This is a genomic window from Emcibacter nanhaiensis, assembly GCF_006385175.1.
GTDB lineage: Bacteria > Pseudomonadota > Alphaproteobacteria > Sphingomonadales > Emcibacteraceae > Emcibacter > Emcibacter nanhaiensis.
Genome location: NZ_VFIY01000004.1, coordinates 726,422 through 752,100, shown reverse-complemented (window position 1 = coordinate 752,100; position 25,679 = coordinate 726,422). Strand labels below are relative to the sequence as shown.

The following is a 25,679-nucleotide window of genomic DNA, read 5'->3' as shown; positions in this document are numbered from 1 at the left end:
GCTTCTCCTGGTTGCTGATTACCACTTTGGCTGGACCGGGGGTTCCAGTCCGGTCTCTGCGAGGCAGTTGGCGCGGAGCGTTTCGATATCTGCGCCGTAGTTGAAGATGCCTTCCGGGCGGTTTTTGGCCAGGTCGGCCCGTTGTGCCTCGGTGGCGGCGAGGTCGACGCTGTAATCGTCCATGACCATGACGCCGTAATTTTCAAAGGCGCCGTCAAAGCTGACCAGCCCCTGCTTGACCTCCTTGGCCACCAGTGCCGGGTCGCGCTCGAGTGGGTTGCCCCAACCGCCGCCACCCCAGGTGATATAGTCAAGCTGGTCGCCTTCATGCACTTCGATATTGTCGCATTTGGCGGGCAGGATCTCCTCGCTGCCGTCGGTGCGGCGCAGGACTTTCTTCGAGCGTTGGCCCGGCGCGCCGCCGTTCACACCCCAGGGGTAGGTAAACCAGCGGTCGTCATGGATGGCAATGATGCCGTCGCTGAGGAACTCATAGGTCATGAGAATACCGTTGCCGCCGCGGTTGAGGCCGGCGCCGCCACTGTCGGGGATCGAGGTATACTCGGTGATGCGCATGGGGAAGTAGCGCTCCAGGAACTCGTTGGGCACATTGGTGAAGCCTGGCCACAGCGAGTGGCCGTCCGGCCCGTCGCCGAACGGGCGTCCTGGAATGCCGCCAAAGCCGATCTGGAACAGCTGGAACCACTCGCCGCTGTCCTTGTCAAAACCGGAGAACATCAGGTGCGGGCTCGAGGAGAAACCAGCCGCACTGAGGAATTCGGGCTGTTTCTTGCCGAGCAGCGCGCCCAGCAGGTCGAACAGCCGGCCCAGCGCATGGGTGCGGCAGGACAGCGCCGCCGGGAATTTCGGCTTCAGCAGCGAGCCTTCCGGAATACGTACCTCCACCAAGTCATAGAAGCCGTCATTGAACAGCACCTGGGGATCGAACACCATGATCATATAGATGCCGAAAAACATCTTCAGCATGTTCTCGTTAAGATAGAAGTTGATGGAGCCGGTGGCCTGGGGGTCTGTGCCGTCAAAATCCAGGATCACCTTCTCGCCCTCGCGCCACATGGTGCATTTCATCTTGTAGGGACCATAGCCGCGGCCGTCGTCACAGACATAATCCTCGAACTCCACCTTGTCTTCACCGATGGCGGTCTGGATCAGGTGGCCCATGGCCCGCTTGTTGCGCTCCAGCAGGTTGTCGGTGGCGGAGACATAGGTATCGACGCCAAAACGGTGGCAGATTTCCAGAACCCGCTTTTCCGCCACCCGGCAGCTGGCGATAATCGCCAGCAGGTCGGCCCGGCACCATTCCGGCATGCGCACCTGGTGCAGCACCAAGGTCAGGATATCCTCCTGCAGTTCGCCCTTCTTGAACAGTTTGATAGGCGGAATGCGGATGCCTTCCTCGAACACGCTGGTAGCGTCGGTGGGCAGGCTGCCCGGCACCTTGCCGCCGATATCGGTCTGGTGGCCGAACATGCTGGCCCAGGAGACCAGCCGGCCGTCCAGGAACACCGGCTTGATGATCAGCCAGTCGTTGTTGTGGCTCACCGCCCCGGCACAGGCATAGGGATCGGACAGCCAGAACATGTCGCCGTCCTCAATGGTGCCGTTATAGGTTTTGAGGAAGCCGTCGATGAAGCTGCCAAACTGGCCGACGATCATCTTGCCGTCGCGCTCGGCGATCAGCGGGAAGGCGTCGCCCTGTTCGCGGATGCCCGGGCTCATGGCCGTGCGGAACAGGGTTGCGTCCATTTCCTCGCGGGCGTTACGGAGCGCATTCTCGATAATGTCCAGGGTGATGATATCCACCTCCACCTGGCTAAAGGGAGCATCATTGGTCTGGATAATTTCAGCGGTCATTGTCCTTCTCCCTTCACGCTTCAACCGGATTGATCAGAATATTGCCGCAGCCATCGACCGTGCCCACATGGTCGGGCAGGATCACCGCCGTGGAGTCCATTTCCACCACCACGCAGGGGCCCTGCAGCTTGTCGCCGGATTCCAGCTTGCTGCGCTCGTAGATCACGGCCGGCAGTTCCTTGCCCTCGACCCACATTTTATGGTCGCGCAATTTGGCCTGGCTCGGGTCGCCGTCGCCTTGCGCGATATCCTGGGCCGGCATTTTGGCGCCCTGGCCGATGGAAACGGCGCGCAGGTTGACGATCTCGTGTTCCACATCAAGGTTGAAGGTGAACAGCCGCTCATGTTCCTCGTCAAAGGCCTGCATCAGCTTGTCGAGACCGCCGCCGGCCTGGAAATCGGCCAGCTCGATGGGGATGTCCACCTCAAAGCCCTGGCCCATGTAGCGCACCCCGGCCTCGAACTTGACCACCTGGTCGGCCCGGGCGACGCCTTCTTCCTCCAGGTCTTTCATCACCACTTCCTGCATTTCCGCAAGCCATGTGGCGATTTCCCCGTCGGAGGTTTTGGTCGAGGTCCTGTTGAAGGAGCGGGCATGCTCATAACGCATCTGGGTCGTCGCATCGCCAACCGCGCACAGCACGCCGGGGCTGACCGGCACCACCACCGGATAGCTGCCCATCAGCTTGCCGACCGCGTTGGAATGCAGCGAGCCGGCGCCGCCGAAGCCCATCAGGGCAAAATCGCGCGGGTCATAGCCCTGCTGCACGGAGACCAGGCGCAGCGCGCCATACATATTCTCGTTGGCAATATCGATGATACCCTGGGCCGCTTCCTCGATGGTAACGCCAAGGGCGTCGGCAATGCCTTTTACCGCCGCGCGAGCTGCCGGCCGATCCAGTTCAAAGCTGCCGCCGAGCAGGGATTCCGGCAGGTTACCCAGCACCACATGGGCGTCGGTCACAGTCGGCTGGGTGCCGCCCTTGCCGTAAGCCACGGGTCCCGGCACCGCTCCGGCGCTTTCCGGGCCGACCCGCAGGGCCCCGGTCAGTTCCGGCACATGGGCGATGGAGCCGCCACCGGCGCCCACGGTTTTCACATCCAGCGACGATGCCCGCACCGTCAGGTGGCCGACCGAGGTTTCGCGGCGGAGCAGGGGCTCGCCGTTTTCAATCAGCGCCACATCGGTAGAGGTTCCACCCACATCAAGGGTCAGGATGTTTTTGACGTTGGAGTTCTCGGCCACCCACAGGGCGCCGGTCACACCGCCGGCCGGGCCGGACATCAACAGGTTGACCGGGGTCAGTTCCGCTTTCTCGGATCCGATCAGGCCGCCGTCGGAGCGCAGCAGGTTGATACGGCCCTGCATGCCCAACTCGCGCAGCTTGTTGCGCAGATTGGCGATATACATGGCCATGACCGGACGGACCAGCGAGTTGGCCACCGTGGTCAGGGCCCGCTCATATTCCTGCATCTCCGGCAGGATCTCGTGGCTGAGAGAGATCGGAATATCCGGGAAGATTTCCCGGGCAATCTCCGCCACTTTCAGTTCATGAGCACCATTGATATAGGAATTGAGCAGGCAGATGGTCAGCGCCTCAATGCCTTCCGCCTTCAGGGACTCCAGAGCCGCGCGGGCCTGGGCTTCGTTGAGTTCATCAACCACGGTGCCGCTGGCATCGAGGCGCTCATCAATCTCGACCGTGCATTCCAGCGCCGCCAGGGGCACCGGCTTGGGCCAGGTGATCCAGGCAGCAAGGCCGCCCGGCACCAGGGATCGCGCCACCTGCAGAACCTGGCGATAGCCCTTGGTGACCACGAGGCCGGTCTTCGCGCCCTTGCCCTCGAGAACGGCATTGGTCGCCACCGTGGTGCCGTGCAGGAACTGGCCGATCTCGGCGGGTGAAATTCCGGCGATATTACAAATAGCCTTGGTCCCGTTGATCACCGCCTCGGAAGGGTCATGGGGGGTGCTGGGTACTTTGTCGCGCCAGGTTTCTCCTGTATTTTCCTCGATCAGAAGCAGGTCGGTAAAAGTTCCTCCTACATCTACGCCTAGGCGATATGGCATTTATAAAGTTCCTTTTGTCTGTCGTTGCCTCTAAGGAAATTCCTCAGTGTGCCGGTTGTTTAATTATGCGACGCAGGTTGTTTCCTGCGCGGGTGCGGGAAAACCGCCCGCCTTGCTGACCATGGCCGGGGTGGGCCGTCCCAGTATGGGTTCAAGGCTTTTGGATACATCAATAATTTTTTCCAGCGATACGCCGGTTTCAATGCCGGAGCGCTCCAGCATGTAAAGCAGGTCTTCGGTGCCGATATTGCCGGTAGCCGCCGGGGCAAAGGGACAGCCGCCCAGTCCGCCAACGGAGGAGTCCAGGATTCTGGCGCCGGCCATATAAGCGGCCCAGGCGTTGGCGATGCCGGTGTTGCGGGTATTATGGAAATGTCCCCTCAGCGGCATGTCCGGAAGCGCCCTGCGGAGGGCAGAGAACAGCTCAAACACCTGCTTGGGCGTGCCGACGCCAATGGTATCGGCAATGGCGATTTCATGGGGATTAAGGTCGGCAACCTGTTTGGCGATATCAATGACAAGGCGGGGATCAACCTCGCCCTCGAAGGGACAGCCGCAGGCCGCTGAGATCGTCGCTTGACCCCGCAGGCCGTCGCTATGGGCAGCAGAGATGATTTCGGAGGCGACAGAAATGCCTTCTTCGATGGTCTGCCCCTGGTTTTTCTGCGAGAAAGTCTCGGAGGCGACAATTACGCACCCGACTTCGTCAAGTCCGCGCCGGCCGCCGTCCCTGGTGGCGATGGCGCGCTGGTAGCCGCGCATGTTCAGCGTAAGGCCGATATACGTGACGTCCGCTCTGTCCGGCAAGCCGGCAATAACATCTTCTGCATCTGCCATTTGGGGAACGCGTTTGGGGTGAACGAAACTCGCCACTTCCATGCGGCGAATTCCGGCGTCGATGAGGCCGTTGATCAGCTCCAGTTTCTGTTCTGTACTGAAAGGAGCTTTTTCATTCTGTAGTCCGTCACGCGGGGCGACATCTACAATCTCGACTCTATTCTTCACGTCCCGTCATTCCCCTTGGTTTCTGGGCTGGTCGTTCCCTTGACCTGTTTGTAACCCAGGCGCTGGAATCGGTTTATTGGTTTCGAACAGCAAAACTGTGCCATAGTGACGGCTAGTTGTATACACCTAAATGCATCTTTTTAGAAGAATTATAATATTTTGAAGAGAAAACCACAAAAAACAGCCCAAAAAATACAATATTTTGCTAAATGAGTTTATATGTCTTGCCTTAAGGGAATTAGCTTGTATACAATGAGGCAGGAAATTTCCTGTGATGATGAGAAGGAGAGAGCTTTGGTTGACCCGGCACAATTTGGCGCGCTCAAAGGATTGCGTATGATCGAACTCGGCCAGCTGATCGCAGGGCCCTTTTGCGGCCAGCTGATGGCGGATCATGGTACTGAAGTGATAAAGGTCGAAGCGCCTGACCGGGAAGACCCCATGCGCAAATGGGGCCAGAATGCGCCGCTGTGGTGGCCGGTGGTGTCCCGGAACAAGAAATGCATCACCCTGAATCTGCGGGTGAAGGAAGGCCAGGACCTGCTTAAAAAGCTGGTCAAGGAAAGCGATTTCCTGCTGGAGAACTTCCGTCCCGGCACCATGGAAAAATGGGGCCTGGGGTATGACGAGCTCAAGAAAATCAATCCCGGCCTGATCATGATCCGGGTCTCCGGCTATGGCCAGACCGGTCCCGAGTCCTCAAAGGCGGGCTATGGCTCCATCGGCGAGGCCATGGGCGGCATGCGGAACCTGGCTGGTGATCCTTCCACACCGCCAAGCCGGATCGGTCTGTCCATCGGCGACAGTCTGGCGGCGACCTTTGCCTGCCTGGGCGCCTTGCTGGCGCTCCGGCACCGGGACATGACCGGTGAGGGGCAGGTGGTGGACAGCGCCATCTATGAAAGTGTGCTGGCGATGATGGAATCCGTGGTGCCGGAATATACCCAGACCGGGTTTATCCGCCAGCGCACCGGTTCCATCCTGCCCAAGGTGGCGCCGTCCAACGCCTATCCGACCCGGGACGGTGATATCCTGATCGGTGCCAACCAGGACAGTGTCTTCGGCCGGCTGTGTGAAGCGATGGGCCGGCCGGAACTGGCCAGCGATCCGCGCTATGTTGATCATCATTCCCGTGGCGAGCACCAGGAGGAACTGGATGATCTGATCGCCGACTGGACGCGCACCAAAAGCGCGCAGGAGGTGCTCGACCTGATGGACAAACATGCCGTGCCGGCCGGTAAGATATTCACCGCAGCCGACATGATGGAGAACGAGCAGTTCAAGGCCCGTGAAGCGATTGTCAAGGTGGACCATCCGCAGTTTGACAAGCTTTACATGCAGAATGTGGCGCCAAAACTGTCCAGGACCCCGGGTCATATCAACTGGGCGGGACCGACCGAGATGGCGGCCCATAACGCCGAAATCTACGGCGATCTTCTGGGCATAAGCCCGGGCGAACAGCAGGTGCTCAAGGAGAAAGGCGTGATATGATCATCTGCCGGATAGGGCGGATGGCGGAAACCAGATAAAGGATCGCGCACTTTTTCACCTGACATATTGCAGGGCAGGAACTTTTCTGCCCCGCCGGATATTTTCCTGACTGATGGCTTTGCCAGCGGACGTGGATTACCCCCTCTTGCATCGCTGGAAGGGCTCATGTACAGTTTCAGGAAACAATATCTGCTTTTGGGGGAAGAAGGATGTCTGCAAATCCTTATCGCGATTCATCATCGAAATCGATTTTTGCAAAAGTTCAAAAGAAACAGTCTGGTGAACCCGGGACCTTGAATGAAAGGTTCCAGAGTGCCCGAACTCCTGTTCGATATGGTGTCATGAGCCTTGCTCTTCTGCCGCTGGCGGGTTGCGGTGGCGGTGGTGGCAGCACGGCGGCGCCCACGGCGCCGACAACTCCGGTAACGCCGGATCCGGACTTTACGGAAGATCCAACCAACGTCTTTACTGCTATTGACGACAATGACCGGACCCTGGATGAAAGCAGTTCGACGGCGGATCTCACCGTCATCGGCAAGGGCGGGGATGATACAATCATTACCGGGAGCGGGAATGACCTGATCCGGGCCGGTGAAGGGATGGATACGATTTCCGCCGGTGATGGCGATGATGTCATCGTGGTGCTGGGGACAACGGCGGCGGATGAATATACTTCTTCCGCGATCACCAATCCGGGTGGTTCCGGTGTAGACCTGTCTTCTCTGCTGACCCTGGCGGAACTGAATGGCCGGTCGGTGAGCGAGGTCGAAAGCGGTGAGACCATCGATGGCGGGGCTGGCAACAATACCCTTTATATCTATGGCACCGTCGACCTGACCGGGGTGACGCTGACCAATGTCACCCAGCTGATTGTTAATTCCACGGTGACACTGACCCAGGAACAGATCGCCCAGTTCACCACCATCGACGGCGATGGCAATTCGGTGATCAATATCGAGGTGCCGGCAGGCAGCGGAGAAGTGGTTCTGGATTTCTCTGTTTTGAATATTTCAGATATCGCGAGCCTGAATATCTCTGGTGACGTGACTGTTCGTGTGGACAGTCTGGAAGATTTGAGCGGGATTGCGGATCTGAACATACAGGACGCGAGCCAGATCAAACTGGAACTGATGGCAGGGGATGAACCCGTAGCAGTCAGCCTGCAGGGGATTGCGGAAATATTCCCCCAGGTGAATGAAATTTATCTGGGGGATGACGCTGTTCTTGTGCTTGATGCGCCTGAACTGCTTTCGGAAATTGGTGTGGGTATCGTCGCGGGACATGGCGGAATTGATACCCAGGGACAAACCGCGGCGGATGACGCCCTGGCCGCCATTACGACTGATGAGGGGGTTGTCCTGAACCCTGTCTCTCTGGAGCCTATCACCTATACCGATATCGAAGCCGAGCCGATAGTCTTCCAGATTATTGAAAGCAATATGTCGGATGTGATCGCGGATCCTTATAGTGGCGGATTTTATGTGTCCACCACCAGTGGAAAGATAAAATCCTGGGATCCAAATAATGGTATTTACCAAGAACAATATTCGATCGGGGGATATCTCGATGGAATGGCGTTATCTCTTGATGGTATGGCACTTTTTGTTGCAAACCATGAATACCTGATGGTTGAGGACGCGGAATTTGACAGAGATGATGTATATGAGATTTCGATTACACGAATTAATCTTCAGACTGGTCAACTGAAAGAAATAACTCTTAATGTCAATGATGCGGAAAGGGGAACATCAGATATCAGCATTGATGCTACGGGTACGGGATTATTCACGACTGATTATGCTGGATCCGGATCAAACCCTTTCCGTCAAATCGATATATCTACGGAAGAGATAACACTTTTTGCGCCATGGGTATCTATCCAGGAGGGATCCTATCTCGAGACGTCCGAGGACAACAGATATATTTTGATACAGGAAGCTCATCTTTCAGATGGTGGTCTTTTTCTCTATGATTCCCAGATCGGAGAAATAATTGGGGATACCAATTTATATGAACAGGGCTCGAGTGGTTTTAACGCCGGTAGGTCGAGTGTCAGTTCAACTGCCGGTCTAGCATCAGTGATTACTTACAATGATGCATTTGTCTATGATCTCGAACTTTCCCGGGTATTTGACTTATACGATCTGGAAGGAGTCGGCCGTATGGCCGACGTCCAGTTCTCTCCTGCAGGGGATATTCTGTACGTTCTGGACGTCGATAATCGGGAGATTCTGTACGTCAACACAGAAAGCTGGACTGTCGTCGACAGTTATGATGTCGGTGGTTTTTATGATGACTCCATGTCATTTAATTCTGCCAAAATGAGCCTGTCCAGTGATGGACGCCAAATTTTCCTGACCCTTAACACAGAGACCTTCATCGTCGAGCTGGATCCCCATTATTCAGTTGTCGAGGTGGAGGGAACACTAAGCTATCTCATTGACCGGGATGATGATCATACCTTCATTCTGGATGAAGACCATGCCTTTGTTATTGTTGATGAGGATGTGGTGCTTTCCGGAGAAACCTCCATCCGACTGACCGGAAACAATGTGGTCCTGTATAACCTCGGGACGGTAGAAGGGGACGTCTATCTCGGTCCTTTGGACGATACCCTCATCGCCCAGGGAGGCGTGTTTCTGGGGGATATCGATACAGGCGGTGGCGATGATACGATTGTCAGCGGTAAAGGCGACAATGTTATCTACGCTGGAGCCGGTGACGACAACATCCGCGCCGGCCAGGGGGACGATCTGATATTTGGTGGTGAAGGAAGCGACCATATGGATGGTGGCAGCGGCAGTGACACGGTTTCCTATGCTGACGCCACAGAAGGTGTCCAGATAAACCTTGGACTTAACGCTTATGGCGGCGGAGCTTTTGGCGATAGCCTGATCAGCATTGAGAACATTATCGGGTCTGATTATGACGATATTATATCAGGGGATGATGGCGATAACCTCTTGAATGGTGGCGCCGGAGGCGATGTCGTTAACGGAGAAGGCGGTAACGATATTATTGTCATCAATAATCTGGATTTTTTCTATATAAGCGGAGGAGAAGGGGAAGATATTCTCCGGCTGGATGGCATTGATCTGGACCTTTCCCAGTTGGAGCCGGATCACAATATTTCTGAATTTCAGATCATAGATCTGGTTACAGACGATGGCGAAAACAGTCTCACCTTGACCCTTGGCGATGTGCTGGGAATGTCTGCTGATGGGGACCATTTGATCGTCTGGGGGGACGCTTCTGACAGCGTGACATCAACCGGCCAGGGCTGGGTTCAGGGCGACGACCAGACCATCGACGGGGAGCTGTACCACAGCTATTCCTATGGTGACGCAACACTGCTGGTGGATGCGGACATTACCCAGACGGTGACGTAAGGAAGATTGTTCTACCGCTCCCGCAGTGCATTGTCCCTGAGGCGGAGTACCGGATTGATCAGATATTCGAGGATGGTTTTCTTGCCGTGAACGATGTTGACGTCGGCGACCATACCGGGAATGATCGGCAGGGTGTCGCCGTCGGCTTCGAGGCTGTTCTGCTTGGTCCTGATTTTGGCGATATAGACATATTCCTCGCGCTCGTTGAGGATCGCGTCGGCGCTGATGGTTTCCACTGTGCCGTCGAGCGCCCCGTAGCGGGCAAAGTCATAGGCGGTAATCTTCACCTTGGCCGCCTGTCCCGGATACAGGAAAGCGATGTCCTGGGGGCGGATTTCCGCCTCGACCAGCAGGCTGTCGTCGCTCGGTACCAGTTCAACGATGGACATGCCCGGCTTGACCACGCCGCCCACGGTGGTGACCAGCACCTGGTTGACGATGCCGTCGGTCGGCGCCACCACATCGGTGCGGTACACCCGGTCGGACAGGGCGGGGATGGTTTCGCGCAGCTGGTTGAACCGGCTCTGGGCTTCGCTCAGTTCGCTCAGCGTTTCGGTGCGGAACTGTTCCCGGGCCTGCTCGATATTCAGCTCCACTTCCTCGATGGATTTCTTGGCTTTTTCGATACCGAGTTCGGAGCGCTGGCGTTCGCTCTTGGCCTCGGTCATTTTCTGCTGGGCCCTGATCAGGCTGATCCGGGGTTCGATGCCCTTTTCCACCAGCGGGCCGATCATGTCGATTTCCGCCTGGGCCAGTTCCTCGTTTTCCTCGGAGTTGACCGACATCATGCGCGCTTCGATCAGTTCCTGTTCCAGGTTCTTTTTCTTGGCTTCCAAGCCACTCAGCGAGGCGCGCAGGCCGGACAGTCGTGCCTTGTTGAGGTTTAGTTCCCGCGCCACCTGGTCCGGGTAGCGCTGGCTGAGATCTTCGGGAAACTCCACCGCTTTCAGGTCCGTTTCCGCCTGCAACCGCCGGGTTTTCAGGTCCAGGGCGAGATATTCCTCTTCGTTTTTCTTGAGGTCGGAGCCCAGCTGGGTGCTGTCCATGCGCACCAGGATATCGCCCGCTTTCACTTCCTGGCCCGACTTGACCAGGATTTCCTTGATGATGCCGCCTTCCAGGTTCTGCACCACCTGGATCTGTTTGGCCGGCACCACCCGGCCCATGCCGCGGGTGACTTCGTCGAGCTCGGAAAAAGAAGCCCAGATGAAAAACAGCACCACAAAGGCGACAATGCTGTAAAACAGCACATTGGCGCCGAGATGCTGGGCCGAGGACGGGTCGAATTTGAACGGCAGTTTAATCATGCGTCCTGCCCCTCACTCTGCACCGGCTTCTGCATCTGGTTCGGGCCCTGGTTTTGGGCAAGCTTCTGCAGCACCTGGTCCCGGGGGCCCATCATGGCGATGCGGCCCTTGTCCATGATGATAATCTTGTCCACCAGCTGCAGCAGGCTGGCCCGGTGGGTCACGATCACCACGGTTTTATCCTGCATGGTCTGCTTGAGGCGGCTGACCACGGCGGCCTCGAAGTTGTTATCCATGGCGCTGGTCGGTTCATCCAGGAACAGGATCGGGCTCGGACGCACCAGGGCCCGGGCCAGGGAAATAGACTGTTTCTGACCGCCGGACAGGCCTTCGCCCCGGTCCCGGAGCTTCAGGTCATAGCCGTTGGGAATGGCGCCGATGAATTCCTGCACGCCGCTCAGTTCCGCCGCCCTGAGGATGTCTTCGTCGGTAATGTCTTCCCGCCCCAAGGTCAGGTTTTCCTTCACACTGCCGGAAAACAGAAACACATCCTGCAGCACCATGGAAATATTGTTCCTCAGGTCTTCGGGGACGATCTGGCGGATGTCGGTATTGTCGATCATCACCGCGCCGTTGTCCGGTTCATACAGGCCGGACGCGAGCCTGAGCACGGTACTCTTGCCGGAACCGATGCGGCCGAGGATCGCGACCTTTTCACCGGAATTGATGGTGAAGGAGACATTCTCCAGCACATTGGTATTCTGGCCCGGATAGCGGAAGCTGACATTGTTGAACTCGATTTTTCCGTCCAGGGTCTTACGGCGCAGGACGTCGCGTTCGCTCATATCCTCGTGCGGGGCGCGCATCAGCGCATCCAGCTTGCGGTAGGCGCTGCGGGCATGGTTGAGGCGGGTCATCAGGTTGGCCATCTGGCCCAGCGGCGCCAAGCAACGCCCGGACAGTATCACCGAGGCGATCAGGGCCCCGAAAGTGAGGTCGCCGGCCACCACCAGCCAGAAGCCATACACCACAATGCCGATCTGGGAGATCTGTTGGGCGGTGGAGGCGCTGTTGACGGTAATCTGGCTCAGCAGCCGCGACTTGAGGCTGATCTCCGAATGGTTGGCCACGGCTTTTTCCCAGCGGTTGAGGAACATCCTGCCGGCACCCAGTGCTTTCATGGTTTCAAGGCCGCTGACCACCTCGATCAGGGTGCTTTGCTTGCTCTGGCCTTCACTCATACCCGCCTGCGAATATTTGGCCAGCCACGGCTGGATCAGCAGGCCGGTGATAACCACCAGCGGGATGGCCAGGATGGGAACAATGACCAGTGATCCGCCGATCGCCCAGATCACCAGCAGGAACAACATGATAAACGGGATGTCGACCACGGTCGCCAGGGTGGCGGAGGTGCAGAAATCCCGGATGCTTTCATATTCCCGGACACTGTTGACCAGTTCTCCGACGGAACCTTTGAACGCGGACAGTTTCAGGTCTTCCAGGCGTTTGAAGATGCGCCGGGCGACCTTGAGGTCGATCTTGCGGCCGACACTGTCGATAAACAGGGCGCGCAGGAACTTCAGGGTAAAGTCAAAGACGATGACAATCACCATGCCGGTGGTCAGCGCAATCAGGGATTCAACGGCGTTGTTGGGGATAACCCGGTCATAAACCACCATGATGAAAATGGAGCTGGCCAGGGAAAAGATATTGATAAGGCCGGCGGCGACAATGATCTGGATATAGGACCATTTATGTTCCACAAAGGCGGACCAGAACCAGTTGTCCGTATCGATGGATTTGCTCTGTACGGCGGGCTGGTCGTTCATTGTCCGGCTCCGCCGTCCTTGGTGCCGGTCAGGCGCAGGTTGAGATAAGATAACAGGGTGCCCATGTCATGCAGCAGCTGATACTGGAACAATTCCTGGTCCATCAGGCCCTGCACATAGCTTTCCAGTGAATTGCGATAGTCGTCTTCCGCTTCCAGCAGCGACAGGATGCTGCCGCCTGTGGTTTCAAACTGTTCCTGGAACAGATCGCGGCTCAGTCGGTTGGCTTCCACGCTCTTTTCCTGGCTCATGACCCGGAGCTTCTGGTTTTCCACCTTTTCCCAGGACACTTTCAGCTGGCGGCTGAATTCCCGGTGAATGGTTTCCTCATTGGCGCGGGCCTGGGCATACTGATTGGTGCTGCGCTTGATGCGGGCGGTCTGGGCGCCGCCGGTATAAAGCGCGTAATTCATCTGCAGCCGGGCCTGGACATCATAATCATTGGAATCCCGGTCCAGGTCGTAACGGGTGCCGGTCACCTGCAGGCTGAGCCCCGGCCAGCGGCTGGCCTCCTCGGATTCCATAGACGCCCGGCTGGCCATCACCTGGCTGGTGGCGGACGACAGCAGCGGGCTGTTGAGCAGGCCAAGCTTCAGGGCATCCTCCTGGCTGGTCGGCAGGGACAGAGCGATGTCCGGTCGTTTGACATTGGCGGGCGGGGTGCCGAAGATTTCCTCATACAGGCCGGCGGCCTCGGCAAAGTCGATCTTGTTGGCGAGCAGATTCTGTTCCGCCAGCGCCAGGCGGGCCCGGGCCAGCGCCACATCCCGGTTGGCGCCGACGCCGCGCTCGAAGCGTTCCTGGGCAAACTCCAGGATCTTGCGGTGCCGTTGAAGGGCCTCTTCCCGGATGCGGCCGATAATGCCGCGCACGAGATAATTGTAGTGGGCTTCGATCGCGGTCAGGACCACTTCCGAGGCCTGGACCTCATAATCCGCGTGGGCGGCGGCATAGGCATATCTGGCCCGGTCGATCTTGCGGAAAGTCGCGCCGCCGTCAAACACCTTCTGGGACACGGTCACATAGGCGTCCACATGGGTGGTGGGGTCGTTGAGCTCGTCAAAGTTTTCCAGGGTATTGTCATAGTTATCCAGGAAACGGTAGCGCCCGTCCACGCCCACATCCACCTGGGGATAAAGCGCAGCTTTTTCTTCCCGTTCTTCATCTTTCACACTGTTGCGGTAGGACAGGGAACTCTTGATGCGCGGGTGATTTTCCACCACATCCTGCAGCAGGGTTTTGAAACTGGCGGTATAGCCGGGGGCAGGGGCAAACAGGGTCGTTTCGGGAACATTCTCTTCCGCTTGCACGGCACCGGCGGCAAGGAGGATAAGCAGCGACAAGATGACGTTCGAAGCCCGGCCCATGGCGTTATTCAAAAAACGGAGATGCATTCTTTCCCCAAGACACTTTCTAATACTTTATTTTTATAACCTCTGATGGGCTATTCATAGGATAAAAGTTCCCGTTTGACCAATGTTTTCTGGTTGCAGGTCCGGGGGGAAGAATTAACCCTCAGCTGTGCTTTCAATATTTATGGTTAACAATTGGTTAATTGTCATCCGACCCCTGTTTGTATAAAATTCAGAAAGAATCGCCTGCATATGCCAGAGGTGGATGCGCGGGAGATGCTGAAAAAACATATTCTGCAGTGCCGCAGGGGGGAGGCTGATCCTGAGTGTCTCTATTCTTCCCGGTATCCGTTAAAACCGGGTCCCCCTGCTGTATCGGAGGGGGAACATGAGCAACGCTACGCTTCGCACTATCACAACACTGAAGGTCGGTCACGCCGGGGTTTTGAAACCCATAGAACCAGTGAATGAAATTAAGGCCGGTCCCTTCGCTGTCAAAGGACGCCTGGCCCGTTCCTCAGTCTCCCTCACACCGCTGCTCCTGGCCGCCTGTGGCGGTGGCGGCAGCAGCACCCCGGCTCCGACCCAGACCCCAACGACGCCTACTTCATCCACGATAAATTTTTCGGAAACTTCCAGCAATACATTCACGGCTGATGATGACAACGACAGTACCCTGGATATGTCTTCCTCCACAGAGAATTTGACGGTAGTCGGCAAAGGGGGGAATGATAAAATCACGACCGGATCAGGCGATGATACCATCAATGGTGGCGGCGGCTTCGACACGATTGACGGAGGAGCAGGTGCCGACGTAATCGATGGCGGCGGATCGGAGAGTAATCTTGTCACTTATGAAAATTCTTCCTCGGCGGTCACCGTCAATCTGTCGACGGGAACCGGCTCCGGCGGTGATGCGGAGGGGGATACACTGGTCAATATAAATCATGTCACGGGTAGTGATTATGATGATCATCTGACCGGCACGGATGGATATAATATACTCAGAGGCGGGGACGGGAATGATGTGCTGAACGGCCTGGGTGGCTATGATGTCATCTACACGGGGGCGGGACAAAACACGATAGATGCAGGAAGCGGCGACGATCGGATCATCTGGGAACAATCCGGTCCTTTTGTGGATCAGATTGATGGCGGCGAGGGAAATGACGAATTAGATATTCGGCTGGTTGGAAGAGCGTCGATTACTCTCGATCTGTCACAAACGGATATTTCCAATATTGAAGTCCTTGGGCTGGAAAGCGGGAGCCAGCATCTCGTCTTTACACGGGCAGATGTTATCGCGGTCACAGACAGCAGAAACAGCCTGACGATCGATATCCTCGGAGGTGAAGATCGCGTAGAGGCCCAGGATGGCGGCTGGGTGCCCGCTTCCATAACTCTGTCCGGGTTTCGTTATTATCAAATGTATTTTAATTACACCAATGCCGGTGTGACTCTGAGTGTCGAGTCCCATGCAATATTGGTTGGTCTTCCGGAAATTGAGACAAATTTCACCGAGTCCAGTCCGGATTATTTTGTCGGTACGGTGGGCGTGAATTCAATTCTGTATCGGCCGGACAGCACCTCAGATTTAACGGTGGACAGTTTCAGCGGGAATGACAGCATCATCACGGGGGCCGGCGATGACATCATAAAAACCCTCGGCGGGGATGACACAATTCATGCCGGGGCCGGCGCCAATTATGTCGATGCCGGTGATGGGGACGACCACATCGTTGTTACGGAAGGCAGTACCATCCTCGGAGGAACCGGCAATGACTTTATTTATGGCGGGTATCTGGAGGTCGGTGTCCAGGACAATGACATAGACGGCGGCAGCGGCGACGATCAAATCTATGGTGATCAAGGGAGCGACATCATATATGGCGGCACCGGCAATGACGCACTGAGAGGGCAGGAGGGGAATGACATACTGAGAGGGGAGGAGGGGAATGACTTCCTGGACGGCGGCAGTGGGGATGATCATCTGTTGGGGGGCGATGGTCGGGACCGCCTGTATGGAGCTGATGGCAGCGATATCCTGGAGGGGGGTGCCGATAATGACGAGTTGCAGGGGGTGCGAGGTGCTGATGTCCTGGAGGGAGGGCTCGGCAACGATACGTTCTACATGCGCGAAGCTTATGGGGATAGCGAAGACAGCTTTGATGGCGGTGATGGTTATGACACCCTGAACTTGTGGCTGGAAGAAGGTACGACCGTCATCGATTTGTCTGAATATAATATTCAAAATATGGAGTTGATATATACCAGTGTATACGGCGACAATGGGGATGAAGCAGAAATAAGCTTTTCTTTGCAGGATGTCCTCGATTGTACCGACCTGAATAATGAACTGCATATCGAAGGCGAGCAGAAAATTACTTCATCAACAAGTGGCTGGGTGGCAACGGATGTTGTAAGCCATGAAGTTTTTTACACGTCCGGGTCCTATCCTGATGATTTCTATGCCTTTACCAATGGTTCAGCAACCGTTTACCTGGGCATCGATTTGATCCGTACCGGGGAGTTTCTTGCTGAACCTGATTTTATTGAAGGGCCGGATAACACATATACCGCAATCAATGACAGTGATGCCTTGATGAGCAGGTTCTTTGTCGATGAAGACCTTACGGTTTACGGTAAGGGCGGCGATGACCGGATAACAACCGGGAACGGGAATGACACCGTTGAAGGCGGCATCGGTGACGATAGGATTTACGGTGGAAATGGCAACGACGCCCTGGATGGCGGTGAGGGGTCGGATGTTCTTTCCGGTGATCAGGGAGATGACATTCTGCGGGGGGGAGCCGGAGCTGACTCTTTGTACGGGGAAGAGGGAGCTGATTATCTGGATGGTGGAGAGGGCTACGACTTTACGGGTTATTGGCAATCCGACGAAGGGGTGATCATCAACCTGACAACCGGCGAGGGACATGGCGGTCATGCGGAAGGCGATACTCTGGTCAATATGGAGAGTATTACCGGGTCTGACTACGATGACCAACTAATTGGTGATGACGAAGACAACAATCTGGATGGTTACCACGGCAGTGATATCCTCCGCGGTGAAGGAGGAAACGACATACTTCAGGGCGGCGCCGCAGGTGAGGGGCTTGTTGACACACTGTATGGCGGCAGTGGTGACGACCAGATGCAACTGGCGCCCGAGGATATTTATGACGGTGGCGATGGAACAGACACGATCAAATTCATGGGATATGACTATGAACTGGACGGTATTGATCTGTCGCTTACAGATATGGATATTTTAAATATTGAGGTGTTTGACCTGAGCGGGCTTGGCAGTAATACCCTGACCTTTACCGCCCAGGATATCCTGGATGTGACAGATGACGACAATATCCTGATACTGGAGGGTAATGGCGAAGACACGTTAATTTCCACCGGCGAGGGCTGGGTGCAGGGCGCGGACCAGGGATCATACCATACCTATACTTCCGGTGATGCCACTCTCCTTGTCCATGAGGAACTGACCTTCATCATCTGATCCTTCGCTGAAGGCGCTGCAGTTTATGGTTAACAACTGGTTAATTGTCATCCCGCGCCAGTTTGTATAAAATCCGGGAAGAATCGCCAGCATATACCAGAGGTGGATGCGCGGGTGATGCTGAAAAAACATATTCTGCAATGCCCAGGGGGGGGAGGCTGATCCTTGACACCGGTTCCGTTTCTCATGTCCGTTCTCTGATCGGAAGTCCCTTGCTGGTGGGGAAGGGAAGAGATGAGTAACGCTACAGTCCGTAAAAACACAATACTTCAGTCCGGTTCCAGTAATTTTCCGGAAATTGCCAGAACAATAAAAGAAGTCAAAGCCGGTCCCTTTTCCGTGAAGGGCCGCCTGGCCCGCACGTCCGTTTCTCTCACGCCCCTGCTCCTCGCCGCCTGCGGTGGTGGCGGCAGTACCGCGGCCCCCACATCACCGACCACGCCGACCACGCCGTCGACGCCTTCGGCCGGTACGTTTACCGAGACCTCAACCAATACGTGGACGGCGGTTGACGACAGCGACAGCACCCTGGATATGTCTTCTTCCACCGAAGACCTGACAGTAATTGGCAAGGGCGGTGACGATACCATCATCACCGGGGCGGGCAATGATGATATCAATGGCGGTGGCGGCCTGGACACTATTAATGCCGGTCCCGGTGCAGACATCATCAATGGCGGAGGCGATTATTATGATATTGTCTCCTACGAAACCTCTTCCGCCGGCGTGACAATCAACCTGACTACGGGTGAGATCAGCGGCGGAGATGCGGAAGGTGACACATTGATTGATATTGAATGGGTCACCGGCAGCGCCCATGATGACACCCTCGTTGGCGACTGGGAAAGAAATGTGCTTCGCGGCGGGGACGGGGATGACATCCTGTATGGCATGGGGGGCTGGGACAGCCTTTATGGCGGCGCCGGTGAAAACTACCTCTATGGCGGAGACTTTGACGACGCAATTGTCTGGGACCAGGGCGGCGAGTTTCTGGATCACGTCGACGGGGGCGAGGGGAATGATTTGTTTACAATCATCAGTCCCGAAGGGCAGGTTGTGGACTTTGACCTGACCGGCAAGGATATTGTCAATATTGAAAGAATTTATCTCTCTACAGGTGAACAAATCCTGCGATTGAATCGGGATGATATCATTAATGTTACCGATGCAAACAATAGTCTTACAATCGGTGCCGGAAGCAGCTTTGACGACCAGATTATTGTCGAGGATGCGGGATGGACGCCCTATGGTATTGAAAAGGTTGAGAGCGCGGCAAACATCTATCTTGTCTATGATAATGGCTCGGTGTTCCTGAAAATTAATCCCGATGCGAACACCGAGGGGCTGCCTGATATTGAAGCCAACTTTACGGAAACTACGGCGAACAATTTTTCAGTCACTACTCCCGGCCAGATTGCCATCCTGTACCGTCCGGACGTAACCCCCAATTTGACGGTGACCGGCGACACCAACGACGACAGCATATATACGGGCGACGGCGACGATCAGATCAATGCCGGTGCCGGGAATGATTTTATATTTGCCGGTCTGGGATACAACTATATTTACGGTGGTCCCGGTGATGACAAGATATATGCCTTTGAAGGCAGTTACATCGACGGTGGCGACGGTGACGATATCATTTACGGTGGGGAGGTGCCTGGTTATGGATTTGGCAGCATTGACCTTGAAGGCAATGAATTGCATGGCGGAACCGGGAACGATTATATCTACGGCAGTGAGGCTGCCGACCTGATTGCCGGTGATGACGGTGATGACTTTATTATAGGCTATGAAGGCGACGACACTATAAGTGGCGGCGGTGGCGCTGATGTGATTTGGGGCATGGAAGGTAACGATCAGATCAGCGGAGGAGCCGGGGACGATTCTCTGGACGGTTATGAAGGCGATGATCAGATCGCGGGAGACGATGGCAGCGATATGTTATCGGGTAACGCAGGAGATGATATTCTTGACGGTGGCGCCGGTAATGACTTTCTTTCCGGAGATGGAGGGGTGGATATATTGTACGGGGGAATTGGTGATGACCATATGATTCTGACACCTGAGGATAGCTACGACGGGGGAGATGGGGAGGATGCAGTACAGTTTTATGAAAATGAGGAGATTGATTTTGATCTCTCCCAAATTGATATGGTCAACATAGAGATTGTTGATATTGATCATGGGGGCAGCACTGACATCACCTTCACCGTCCAGGATATTCTCGATGTCACCGACGCCGACAATATTCTCGTGCTGCAGGGGGATGCGGACGATACTGTTACCTCCACCGGCGAGGGCTGGGTGCAGGGCGCGGACCAGGACTATGACGGGGAAACCTACCATACCTATACTTCCGGCGGGGCGACCCTGCTGGTCGACCAGGAGGTGACCTTCACGATCTGATCTTGTCCGGCGGTGGAATGATTGGCCAGGATATCTCAATTGAGGTCTTTTGAATTCCCGGACCGATCTTACGACTTGTTTTATCGCCCCTAAACCAATAAAACCGGGACATAAAGTTATTGATTTCATGGAGTGCCAGATTCCTGGTAGGGGAGAGGTCGTGATGGCAAAAAAACGCCGCATGGGGGCTGAAGATTCAGAAGTCCGCGCCAAGCTGATCAAGGCGGCGGCAGAAGTTCTGAAGACTGAAGGCTACGCCAGTTTTTCCGCGCGTAAGGTCGGCGCCAGGGCCGGGCTGACCCCACAGCTTCTTTACTATTATTTCAAGACCATGGACGACCTTCTTATCGCCGTGATCCGTGAATTTAACGAGATACGTCATGTCCGATTACAGGAGGCGCTGGAGTCTGCTGATCCACTGCGCGCCATTTGGGAACTGAATATTGACAATGATCTCGCGCGCTTGACCGCCGAGTTGACCTCAATCGCCGCCCGCCACGAAAAAGCCCGTCTTGAAGTCATCGATTCCGCAGACCAGTTGCGCAAAATGCAGATAGAGGCGGTGTCAAAACTGCTTCCCCGCGAGAAAACAAGCGAAGACCAGGTTTCTGCCTCCGAAGCGCTGATGGTCGGCGTAGCTCTGGCCAGATTGCTGGTTACAGAGGATGCCCTGGGGTTTTCGGCCGGGCATGAAGAGGTCCTGAATTTCGTTGAACGGATGCTCGCCCGCTATCGCCAGGATGAAACCGGCAAATCATAACGGTCCAGACCCCTCTATTTATTGTTATTTCAAAGACAGTTAATCCAGGCTCCCGGCCTTTCCAGGCGGGGGCTTTTTTCATGTTCATGGCGCATTGCTATGAAGGTGTTAAAAATTTGTTTGACGTGCAGCTGTCGAAGCTGCTATGAAGGTGTTAAACAAATAGCAAGAACAAACGCTGATTCACAGGAGAGCTTCATGAACTGGTCTTCAGAAATTATCAAACCCGGTGTGGGCGCCGTTGTCCACGCCGATGCCGCCGCGACAAAGGACCCGGCCTTCGCAGATTATTGCCTGGACCTGCTGTACAAGCAGGGAGCGCTCATCCTGCCGCAGATCAACCTGAGCGATGAGGAGCAGCTGGAATTCAATGACCGTCTTGGCGCCCGCGTGAATTTTACCGACAATATTGCCGGCGGCAACGAGGCGGCCAAGGACGTCTACACGATCACGCTTGATCCCAAGGTCAATACCGAGCCCGAATATGTGCTGGGAACCTTCTTCTGGCACATCGATGGCATGTGTTCTCCGATCGCACCGCCGAAATATACGGTTCTGTCCTGTCGCAAGGCGCCTGACAAAGGCGGGCAGACTGAATTTGCCAACACCTATGCGGCGTTTGAAGCCCTGCCGGAGGATGAGCAGAAGTTCCTGGAGGGACTGCGGGTCCTGCATAGTGTGACGGCGGCTGTTCGCGCAGTGGCTGAGCCTGACGAGATCAAGGACGCAAGAAAGCGCGGTGCGCAGCATGAGCGGCCACTGGTATACACGAACCCGGACTCCGGTCGCAAATGCATGTTGATCGGCTATAGTGCGGACTACATTGTCGGCATGTCCAAGCCGGAAGGGCGTGCCTTGATTGCGCGTCTGACAGAGTGGGCCGCCCAGCCGGCGTTCAGCGTGATGCACACCTGGACCGAAGGGGATATGGCGATCTGGGACAATTGTGGTGTGCTGCACCGGGCCCGGCCGTACAGCTCCGATACCGGTCGCCGCATGCACAGGACGTCCGTTGCCGGTGTCGAGGACGGCGCAGCCGCCTGATTCAGTACTGTTGTACCTAAACTCCAGGGACTATGGAGTAACGCCCACAGTCCCTTTTTTATTTCACTAAAAAACGAGAGGGAAGACGATGGGAAACCAGCTGTCGGAAAAAGTCGCCCTGATTACCGGGGCTTCATCAGGGATTGGGGAAGGGGCAGCGCTTGCCCTCGCTGCGGAAGGCGTGAAGGTCGTTGTCACGGCCCGCCGGGCGGATCGTCTCGAAGACCTGGTCAGCAAGATTAAGGACAATGGCGGCGATGCCCTGGCAGTTGCCGGCGACATCACAGATGAAGAATTCGCCAAATCTGTGGTCGCCAGGACGGTCGAGGCCTATGGACGGCTGGACATTCTTGTCAATTCCGCCGGGGTCATGGCGCTGGACGGCGTAGACAAGGCCGACCTGGACAAATGGCGGCATGTGATGAATATCAATTTCTTTGCCACTCTCTACACCTGTACGGCGGCCATCCCCCATCTGCGCGCACAGGGCGGTGGCGATATTATCAATATTTCCTCTACCGCCGGCAGGCGTACTGCGGCAGCGATCGGCCCCTATGGCGCCAGCAAATTCGCCCTCAATGCGATGACAGAGGGGCTGCGCCAGGAAGTTGGCGGGGACGGTATTCGCGTCTGTGTGATCGAGCCGGGCGCCACGTCAACCGAAGTGGCTGAGTCCATTGACGATCCCCGAAAGAAAGAATTTATCCGCCATCATGTCACCAAGGAAGGTTCCATGAAGACAGAGGATATCGGCAAGACCATTGTCTTCATCATCTCGCTGCCGCGGCGGGCGAATGTGTCCGAGATCCTTATTCGACCGACCAGCGACGTCGCAGCGATGTAGGCGTCGGCAGGGGACTGGCAGGGAAGAACCAATAATCCAATCTGGGAGATTATAAAATGCGTCTGGAAAATAAAGTGGCCGTCATCACCGGGGCGGGCTCCGGCATGGGCAAGGCGATGGCGGAAGGATTTGCCGCTGAGGGTGCTAAAATCGTTTGTGCTGACATCAGTGGCAAGCAGGACGAAGTCGCCGCCGCCCTTGGCGAGGCGGCGGTCAGCATCCATGTCGATGTGGCCAAGGAAGAGGATGTCCGCGCCATGGTGGCGCTGGCGGAAGAGAAATTCGGCCGGCTGAATATCATGGTCAATAACGCCGGTTTCGGTGGCAAGATGATGCCGCTGCATGAACAGACCAGCGAAGACTGGGACAGAATTCATAACGTCAACCTCAAGGGCGTGTTCTACGGCATAAAATATGCGGTGCCTGCCCTGAAAAAGAGCGGTGGCGGCGCCATTGTCAATGTTTCCTCAGCGGCCGGCATGGTCGGCTGGAAAGGGCATAGCGTTTACGGCGCGGCCAAGGCCGGCGTAAACCAGCTGACCAAGGCAGCGGCGCTTGATTATGCCAAAGATAACATTCGGGTAAACGCCATCCTGCCCGGCACGATCTGGACCGGCCTGGTGCCGGAATCCCAGCAGTTTGCCGAGCCGCCGGAGGGGATTTACAAAATTCCGGGTATTCCGATGGACCGCTGGGGCCTGGCCCGGGAGATTGCCGATACCGGCCTGTTCCTCGCCAGCGATGAGGCCTCCTATATCACCGGGGTATTGCTACCGGTTGATGGCGGCTATTGCATTGGCTACTCCAGCATGGCGGCGGATGAATTTTTCCGCACGGCATCGTCGGCGGTCGATTAAGGCAGCTAAAAAGCACCATAAATTTTGAACCTTTTCATATGACGGGAGACACTAAATGAGTGAAAAAGTTGCGCTGGTCACAGGGGCGGCCGCGGGGATTGGAGCGGCCATTTGCCGGCAACTGGCACGTGACGGGATCGCCGTCGGAGTATCGGATATCAATCTGGAGGATGCGAAAAAAGTCGCCGACAGCATCGTGGCCGAGGGAGGAAAAGCCATTGCCCTTGAGTGCAATGTGGCGGACCGGGAAAACGTCAAGGCTGCAGTCAATGAATTGCGCAGCGCCTTCGGTGCCATCACCATCCTGGTCAATAATGCCGGTATTCCCGGGATTACGCCCTTTGAAGAGATTACCGACGAAATGTGGGATCGCCAGATGGAGGTCAACCTGAAGGGTGTCTTTATCCCGACCCAGGTGGTGCTGCCGGATATGAAGGCGGCGAAATGGGGACGGATTGTCAATATTTCTTCTTCCGGTGCCCAGTCCGGCTGTCCGCACATGGCCCATTACACGGCAGCCAAAGGCGGCGTTATCTCCTTTACCCGCACCTTGGCCCTGGAGCTGGGACCATTGGGTATTACCGTCAACAATGTACCGCCGGCGTCGGTGATGAATACGGTCATGTCGGAAGCCAACAAGAAAAAATTCCCGATCCATCCTGATGACCTGAAGAAGATGTTGCCGGTCCGCAGGACCGGCGAGCCGGAGGATATCGCCAATGCTGTTTCTTGGCTGGTCAAGGAGGAGACAGGCTATGTCACCGGGCAGACCATTGGTGTCAACGGTGGCAGGGTTGTTTCCTAGTTGAGAGGCTGTTCATGCCGGAGGGAACTTGATGTGGCGGTCGATGACCCTCCGGTGCTATGGTAGCATGTTAGGCTGTAGCAGTTCATAATAAAGGCGAGTGAAATTGCTTGGCGAAGACCTATAGGGAGATGGTGCCTTGCACTTAAAAGGACTTGATCTAAATCTTTTGATTATTCTTGATGCGCTTCTCAAGGAGCGGAACGTGACCAAGGCGGCGGACCGGGTATGTATTTCCCAGCCTGCCGCGAGCGCCGCATTATCGAAATTGCGTCACTTTACCGGCGATGAACTTTTGCAAAAGGTCGGGCGGACTTTTGTGCTTACGCCCCGCGCGCAGGCATTGGTGAAGCCGGTGGAAGATATTCTGCGCCAGATTGAAAAGACGATGATCCCGAGCCCGGATTTTGATCCCGCCAGGGTGGACAGAACTTTCAAAATAGCCATGTCGTCCTATGTCGGCAACCTGTTGACGGACGGTATCATGGACAAACTTATCAATGTCTATCCCAAGATATCCCTGGATGTGGAAAGTCTCCGTACTGATTCCGTCGCACGCGTGAAGGAAGGCAAGATCGACTTTTGTATCGCGACACTGCCGACAGCCTTCCTGGACTGGCCGGAGGCGAGGGAAGAATATAACTACAGCTTTCTTTTTGAGGATGAATGGGTGGTTCTTGCCTCGGCAGAAAATGACCTGGTGACAAATAACCTTACTTTTGAAGAATTCTGTGCACTGCCCTACATCGAAACGCGCCTGGGCAGAAATCTGCGTACGCCGATCGATCAGATCCTTGATTGCAAAAACCGCCGGCCACAGACCAGGCTCAGTGTGCCGCATTTTGAGCTGGCCATAACCCATACCATGCATTCTGACTGTATTACCGTGGTGCCGTCGATGTTGGTCAATGATCTGGAGCGTCCTTTCCTGAAGATGGTAAGGGTGCCGTTCGAAACACCGACCATTGAAGAACATCTGATTTGGGACGCACGGAATGAAGACGAGCCTGACATCAAATGGTTCCGGGAGCTGTTGATGGAGATTACCCTGGAACTGGGGCATTCGACACTTCACAATATTCAGGGTAGTGTCCCTGTAATTTCGGTGGCGAATTGAGCCGCTCCGGCGCCCTGTTTATAGCCTAACCGGATACAAGGGATAACAACAATCGATTTCCCAAGCCTCCCGG

16 protein-coding genes are annotated in these 25,679 nt (G+C 55.8%); 10 read left to right on the top strand and 6 right to left on the bottom strand.

Annotated features, from left to right (window positions below; all coding sequences use genetic code 11):
- Window positions 1-18: 18 nt before the first annotated feature.
- The 3 genes from FIV46_RS03895 to FIV46_RS03885 form a co-directional block, all read right to left on the bottom strand.
- On the bottom strand, window positions 19-1,875 hold the full coding sequence (locus tag FIV46_RS03895) for a hydantoinase B/oxoprolinase family protein (RefSeq protein WP_139938562.1): 1,857 nt from the start codon (window positions 1,873-1,875) through the stop codon (window positions 19-21).
- Between the two features lie 13 nt (window positions 1,876-1,888).
- Window positions 1,889-3,946 (bottom strand): hydantoinase/oxoprolinase family protein, encoded by a 2,058-nt coding sequence (locus tag FIV46_RS03890; protein WP_139938560.1) that lies wholly within the window; start codon window positions 3,944-3,946, stop codon window positions 1,889-1,891.
- Between the two features lie 63 nt (window positions 3,947-4,009).
- Entirely contained in the window at window positions 4,010-4,951 is a 942-nt protein-coding gene (locus tag FIV46_RS03885; protein ID WP_139938558.1) for a hydroxymethylglutaryl-CoA lyase, read from the bottom strand.
- A gap of 252 nt (window positions 4,952-5,203) precedes the next feature.
- On the opposite strand from FIV46_RS03885, the gene FIV46_RS03880 reads away from it, so the two are divergent.
- Window positions 5,204-6,442: a CaiB/BaiF CoA transferase family protein gene (locus FIV46_RS03880; protein WP_139938556.1), complete on the top strand. Its 1,239-nt coding sequence runs from the start codon at window positions 5,204-5,206 to the stop codon at window positions 6,440-6,442.
- 209 nt (window positions 6,443-6,651) lie between these two features.
- Complete coding sequence (locus FIV46_RS03875) at window positions 6,652-9,831, top strand: calcium-binding protein (RefSeq protein ID WP_139938554.1); 3,180 nt, start codon at window positions 6,652-6,654, stop codon at window positions 9,829-9,831.
- An 11-nt stretch (window positions 9,832-9,842) separates the two neighbouring features.
- Here the strand turns inward: FIV46_RS03875 and FIV46_RS03870 are convergent, their stop codons facing one another.
- Genes FIV46_RS03870 through FIV46_RS03860 form a run of 3 tightly spaced genes read right to left on the bottom strand, consistent with a single transcriptional unit; the run spans window position 9,843 to window position 14,301 of the window.
- Window positions 9,843-11,138 (bottom strand): HlyD family type I secretion periplasmic adaptor subunit, encoded by a 1,296-nt coding sequence (locus FIV46_RS03870; protein ID WP_139938552.1) that lies wholly within the window; start codon window positions 11,136-11,138, stop codon window positions 9,843-9,845.
- Window positions 11,135-12,907, bottom strand: coding sequence for a type I secretion system permease/ATPase (locus FIV46_RS03865; protein WP_139938550.1), 1,773 nt, complete (start codon window positions 12,905-12,907; stop codon window positions 11,135-11,137). The genes FIV46_RS03870 and FIV46_RS03865 overlap by 4 nt, the downstream gene beginning before the upstream one ends.
- Window positions 12,904-14,301 carry a TolC family protein gene (locus FIV46_RS03860; RefSeq protein ID WP_139938548.1) on the bottom strand — a complete coding sequence of 466 codons (1,398 nt, stop codon included), beginning with the start codon at window positions 14,299-14,301 and terminating at the stop codon, window positions 12,904-12,906. The genes FIV46_RS03865 and FIV46_RS03860 overlap by 4 nt, the downstream gene beginning before the upstream one ends.
- Before the next feature lie 346 nt (window positions 14,302-14,647).
- Between FIV46_RS03860 and FIV46_RS03855 the strand changes: the two genes are divergently transcribed.
- The 8 genes from FIV46_RS03855 to FIV46_RS03820 all read left to right on the top strand — a co-directional run bounded on the left by FIV46_RS03855 (window position 14,648) and on the right by FIV46_RS03820 (window position 25,606).
- Complete coding sequence (locus FIV46_RS03855) at window positions 14,648-17,770, top strand: calcium-binding protein (RefSeq protein ID WP_139938546.1); 3,123 nt, start codon at window positions 14,648-14,650, stop codon at window positions 17,768-17,770.
- A gap of 234 nt (window positions 17,771-18,004) precedes the next feature.
- The gene (locus FIV46_RS03850; protein WP_139938545.1) at window positions 18,005-20,179 is read left to right on the top strand and encodes a calcium-binding protein; all 2,175 of its coding nucleotides are present in this window, start codon (window positions 18,005-18,007) and stop codon (window positions 20,177-20,179) included.
- A gap of 163 nt (window positions 20,180-20,342) precedes the next feature.
- Entirely contained in the window at window positions 20,343-20,939 is a 597-nt protein-coding gene (locus FIV46_RS03845; protein WP_181163043.1) for a TetR/AcrR family transcriptional regulator, read from the top strand.
- Window positions 20,940-21,137: 198 nt separating this feature from the next.
- Complete coding sequence (locus FIV46_RS03840) at window positions 21,138-21,983, top strand: TauD/TfdA dioxygenase family protein (protein WP_139938541.1); 846 nt, start codon at window positions 21,138-21,140, stop codon at window positions 21,981-21,983.
- Window positions 21,984-22,071: 88 nt separating this feature from the next.
- Complete coding sequence (locus FIV46_RS03835) at window positions 22,072-22,827, top strand: SDR family oxidoreductase (protein ID WP_139938539.1); 756 nt, start codon at window positions 22,072-22,074, stop codon at window positions 22,825-22,827.
- 56 nt (window positions 22,828-22,883) lie between these two features.
- Window positions 22,884-23,684: an SDR family NAD(P)-dependent oxidoreductase gene (locus tag FIV46_RS03830; RefSeq protein ID WP_139938537.1), complete on the top strand. Its 801-nt coding sequence runs from the start codon at window positions 22,884-22,886 to the stop codon at window positions 23,682-23,684.
- Window positions 23,685-23,739: 55 nt separating this feature from the next.
- Window positions 23,740-24,489, top strand: a complete 750-nt coding sequence (locus FIV46_RS03825) for an SDR family NAD(P)-dependent oxidoreductase (protein ID WP_139938535.1) — start codon at window positions 23,740-23,742, stop codon at window positions 24,487-24,489.
- Between the two features lie 139 nt (window positions 24,490-24,628).
- Entirely contained in the window at window positions 24,629-25,606 is a 978-nt protein-coding gene (locus FIV46_RS03820; RefSeq protein ID WP_139938533.1) for a LysR family transcriptional regulator, read from the top strand.
- Window positions 25,607-25,679 lie beyond the last annotated feature (73 nt).

What these genes read in the sequence shown, in the direction of transcription:
- FIV46_RS03830 (WP_139938537.1), top strand. Translation starts at nt 22,884, where the DNA reads ATGCGTCTGGAAAATAAAGTGGCCGTCATCACCGGGGCGGGCTCCGGC.
- FIV46_RS03895 (WP_139938562.1), bottom strand. Translation starts at nt 1,875, where the DNA reads ATGACCGCTGAAATTATCCAGACCAATGATGCTCCCTTTAGCCAGGTG.
- FIV46_RS03870 (WP_139938552.1), bottom strand. Translation starts at nt 11,138, where the DNA reads ATGATTAAACTGCCGTTCAAATTCGACCCGTCCTCGGCCCAGCATCTC.
- FIV46_RS03835 (WP_139938539.1), top strand. Translation starts at nt 22,072, where the DNA reads ATGGGAAACCAGCTGTCGGAAAAAGTCGCCCTGATTACCGGGGCTTCA.
- FIV46_RS03850 (WP_139938545.1), top strand. Translation starts at nt 18,005, where the DNA reads ATGAGTAACGCTACAGTCCGTAAAAACACAATACTTCAGTCCGGTTCC.
- FIV46_RS03860 (WP_139938548.1), bottom strand. Translation starts at nt 14,301, where the DNA reads ATGCATCTCCGTTTTTTGAATAACGCCATGGGCCGGGCTTCGAACGTC.
- FIV46_RS03840 (WP_139938541.1), top strand. Translation starts at nt 21,138, where the DNA reads ATGAACTGGTCTTCAGAAATTATCAAACCCGGTGTGGGCGCCGTTGTC.
- FIV46_RS03890 (WP_139938560.1), bottom strand. Translation starts at nt 3,946, where the DNA reads ATGCCATATCGCCTAGGCGTAGATGTAGGAGGAACTTTTACCGACCTG.
- FIV46_RS03845 (WP_181163043.1), top strand. Translation starts at nt 20,343, where the DNA reads ATGGCAAAAAAACGCCGCATGGGGGCTGAAGATTCAGAAGTCCGCGCC.
- FIV46_RS03880 (WP_139938556.1), top strand. Translation starts at nt 5,204, where the DNA reads ATGAGGCAGGAAATTTCCTGTGATGATGAGAAGGAGAGAGCTTTGGTT.
- FIV46_RS03825 (WP_139938535.1), top strand. Translation starts at nt 23,740, where the DNA reads ATGAGTGAAAAAGTTGCGCTGGTCACAGGGGCGGCCGCGGGGATTGGA.
- FIV46_RS03875 (WP_139938554.1), top strand. Translation starts at nt 6,652, where the DNA reads ATGTCTGCAAATCCTTATCGCGATTCATCATCGAAATCGATTTTTGCA.
- FIV46_RS03865 (WP_139938550.1), bottom strand. Translation starts at nt 12,907, where the DNA reads ATGAACGACCAGCCCGCCGTACAGAGCAAATCCATCGATACGGACAAC.
- FIV46_RS03855 (WP_139938546.1), top strand. Translation starts at nt 14,648, where the DNA reads ATGAGCAACGCTACGCTTCGCACTATCACAACACTGAAGGTCGGTCAC.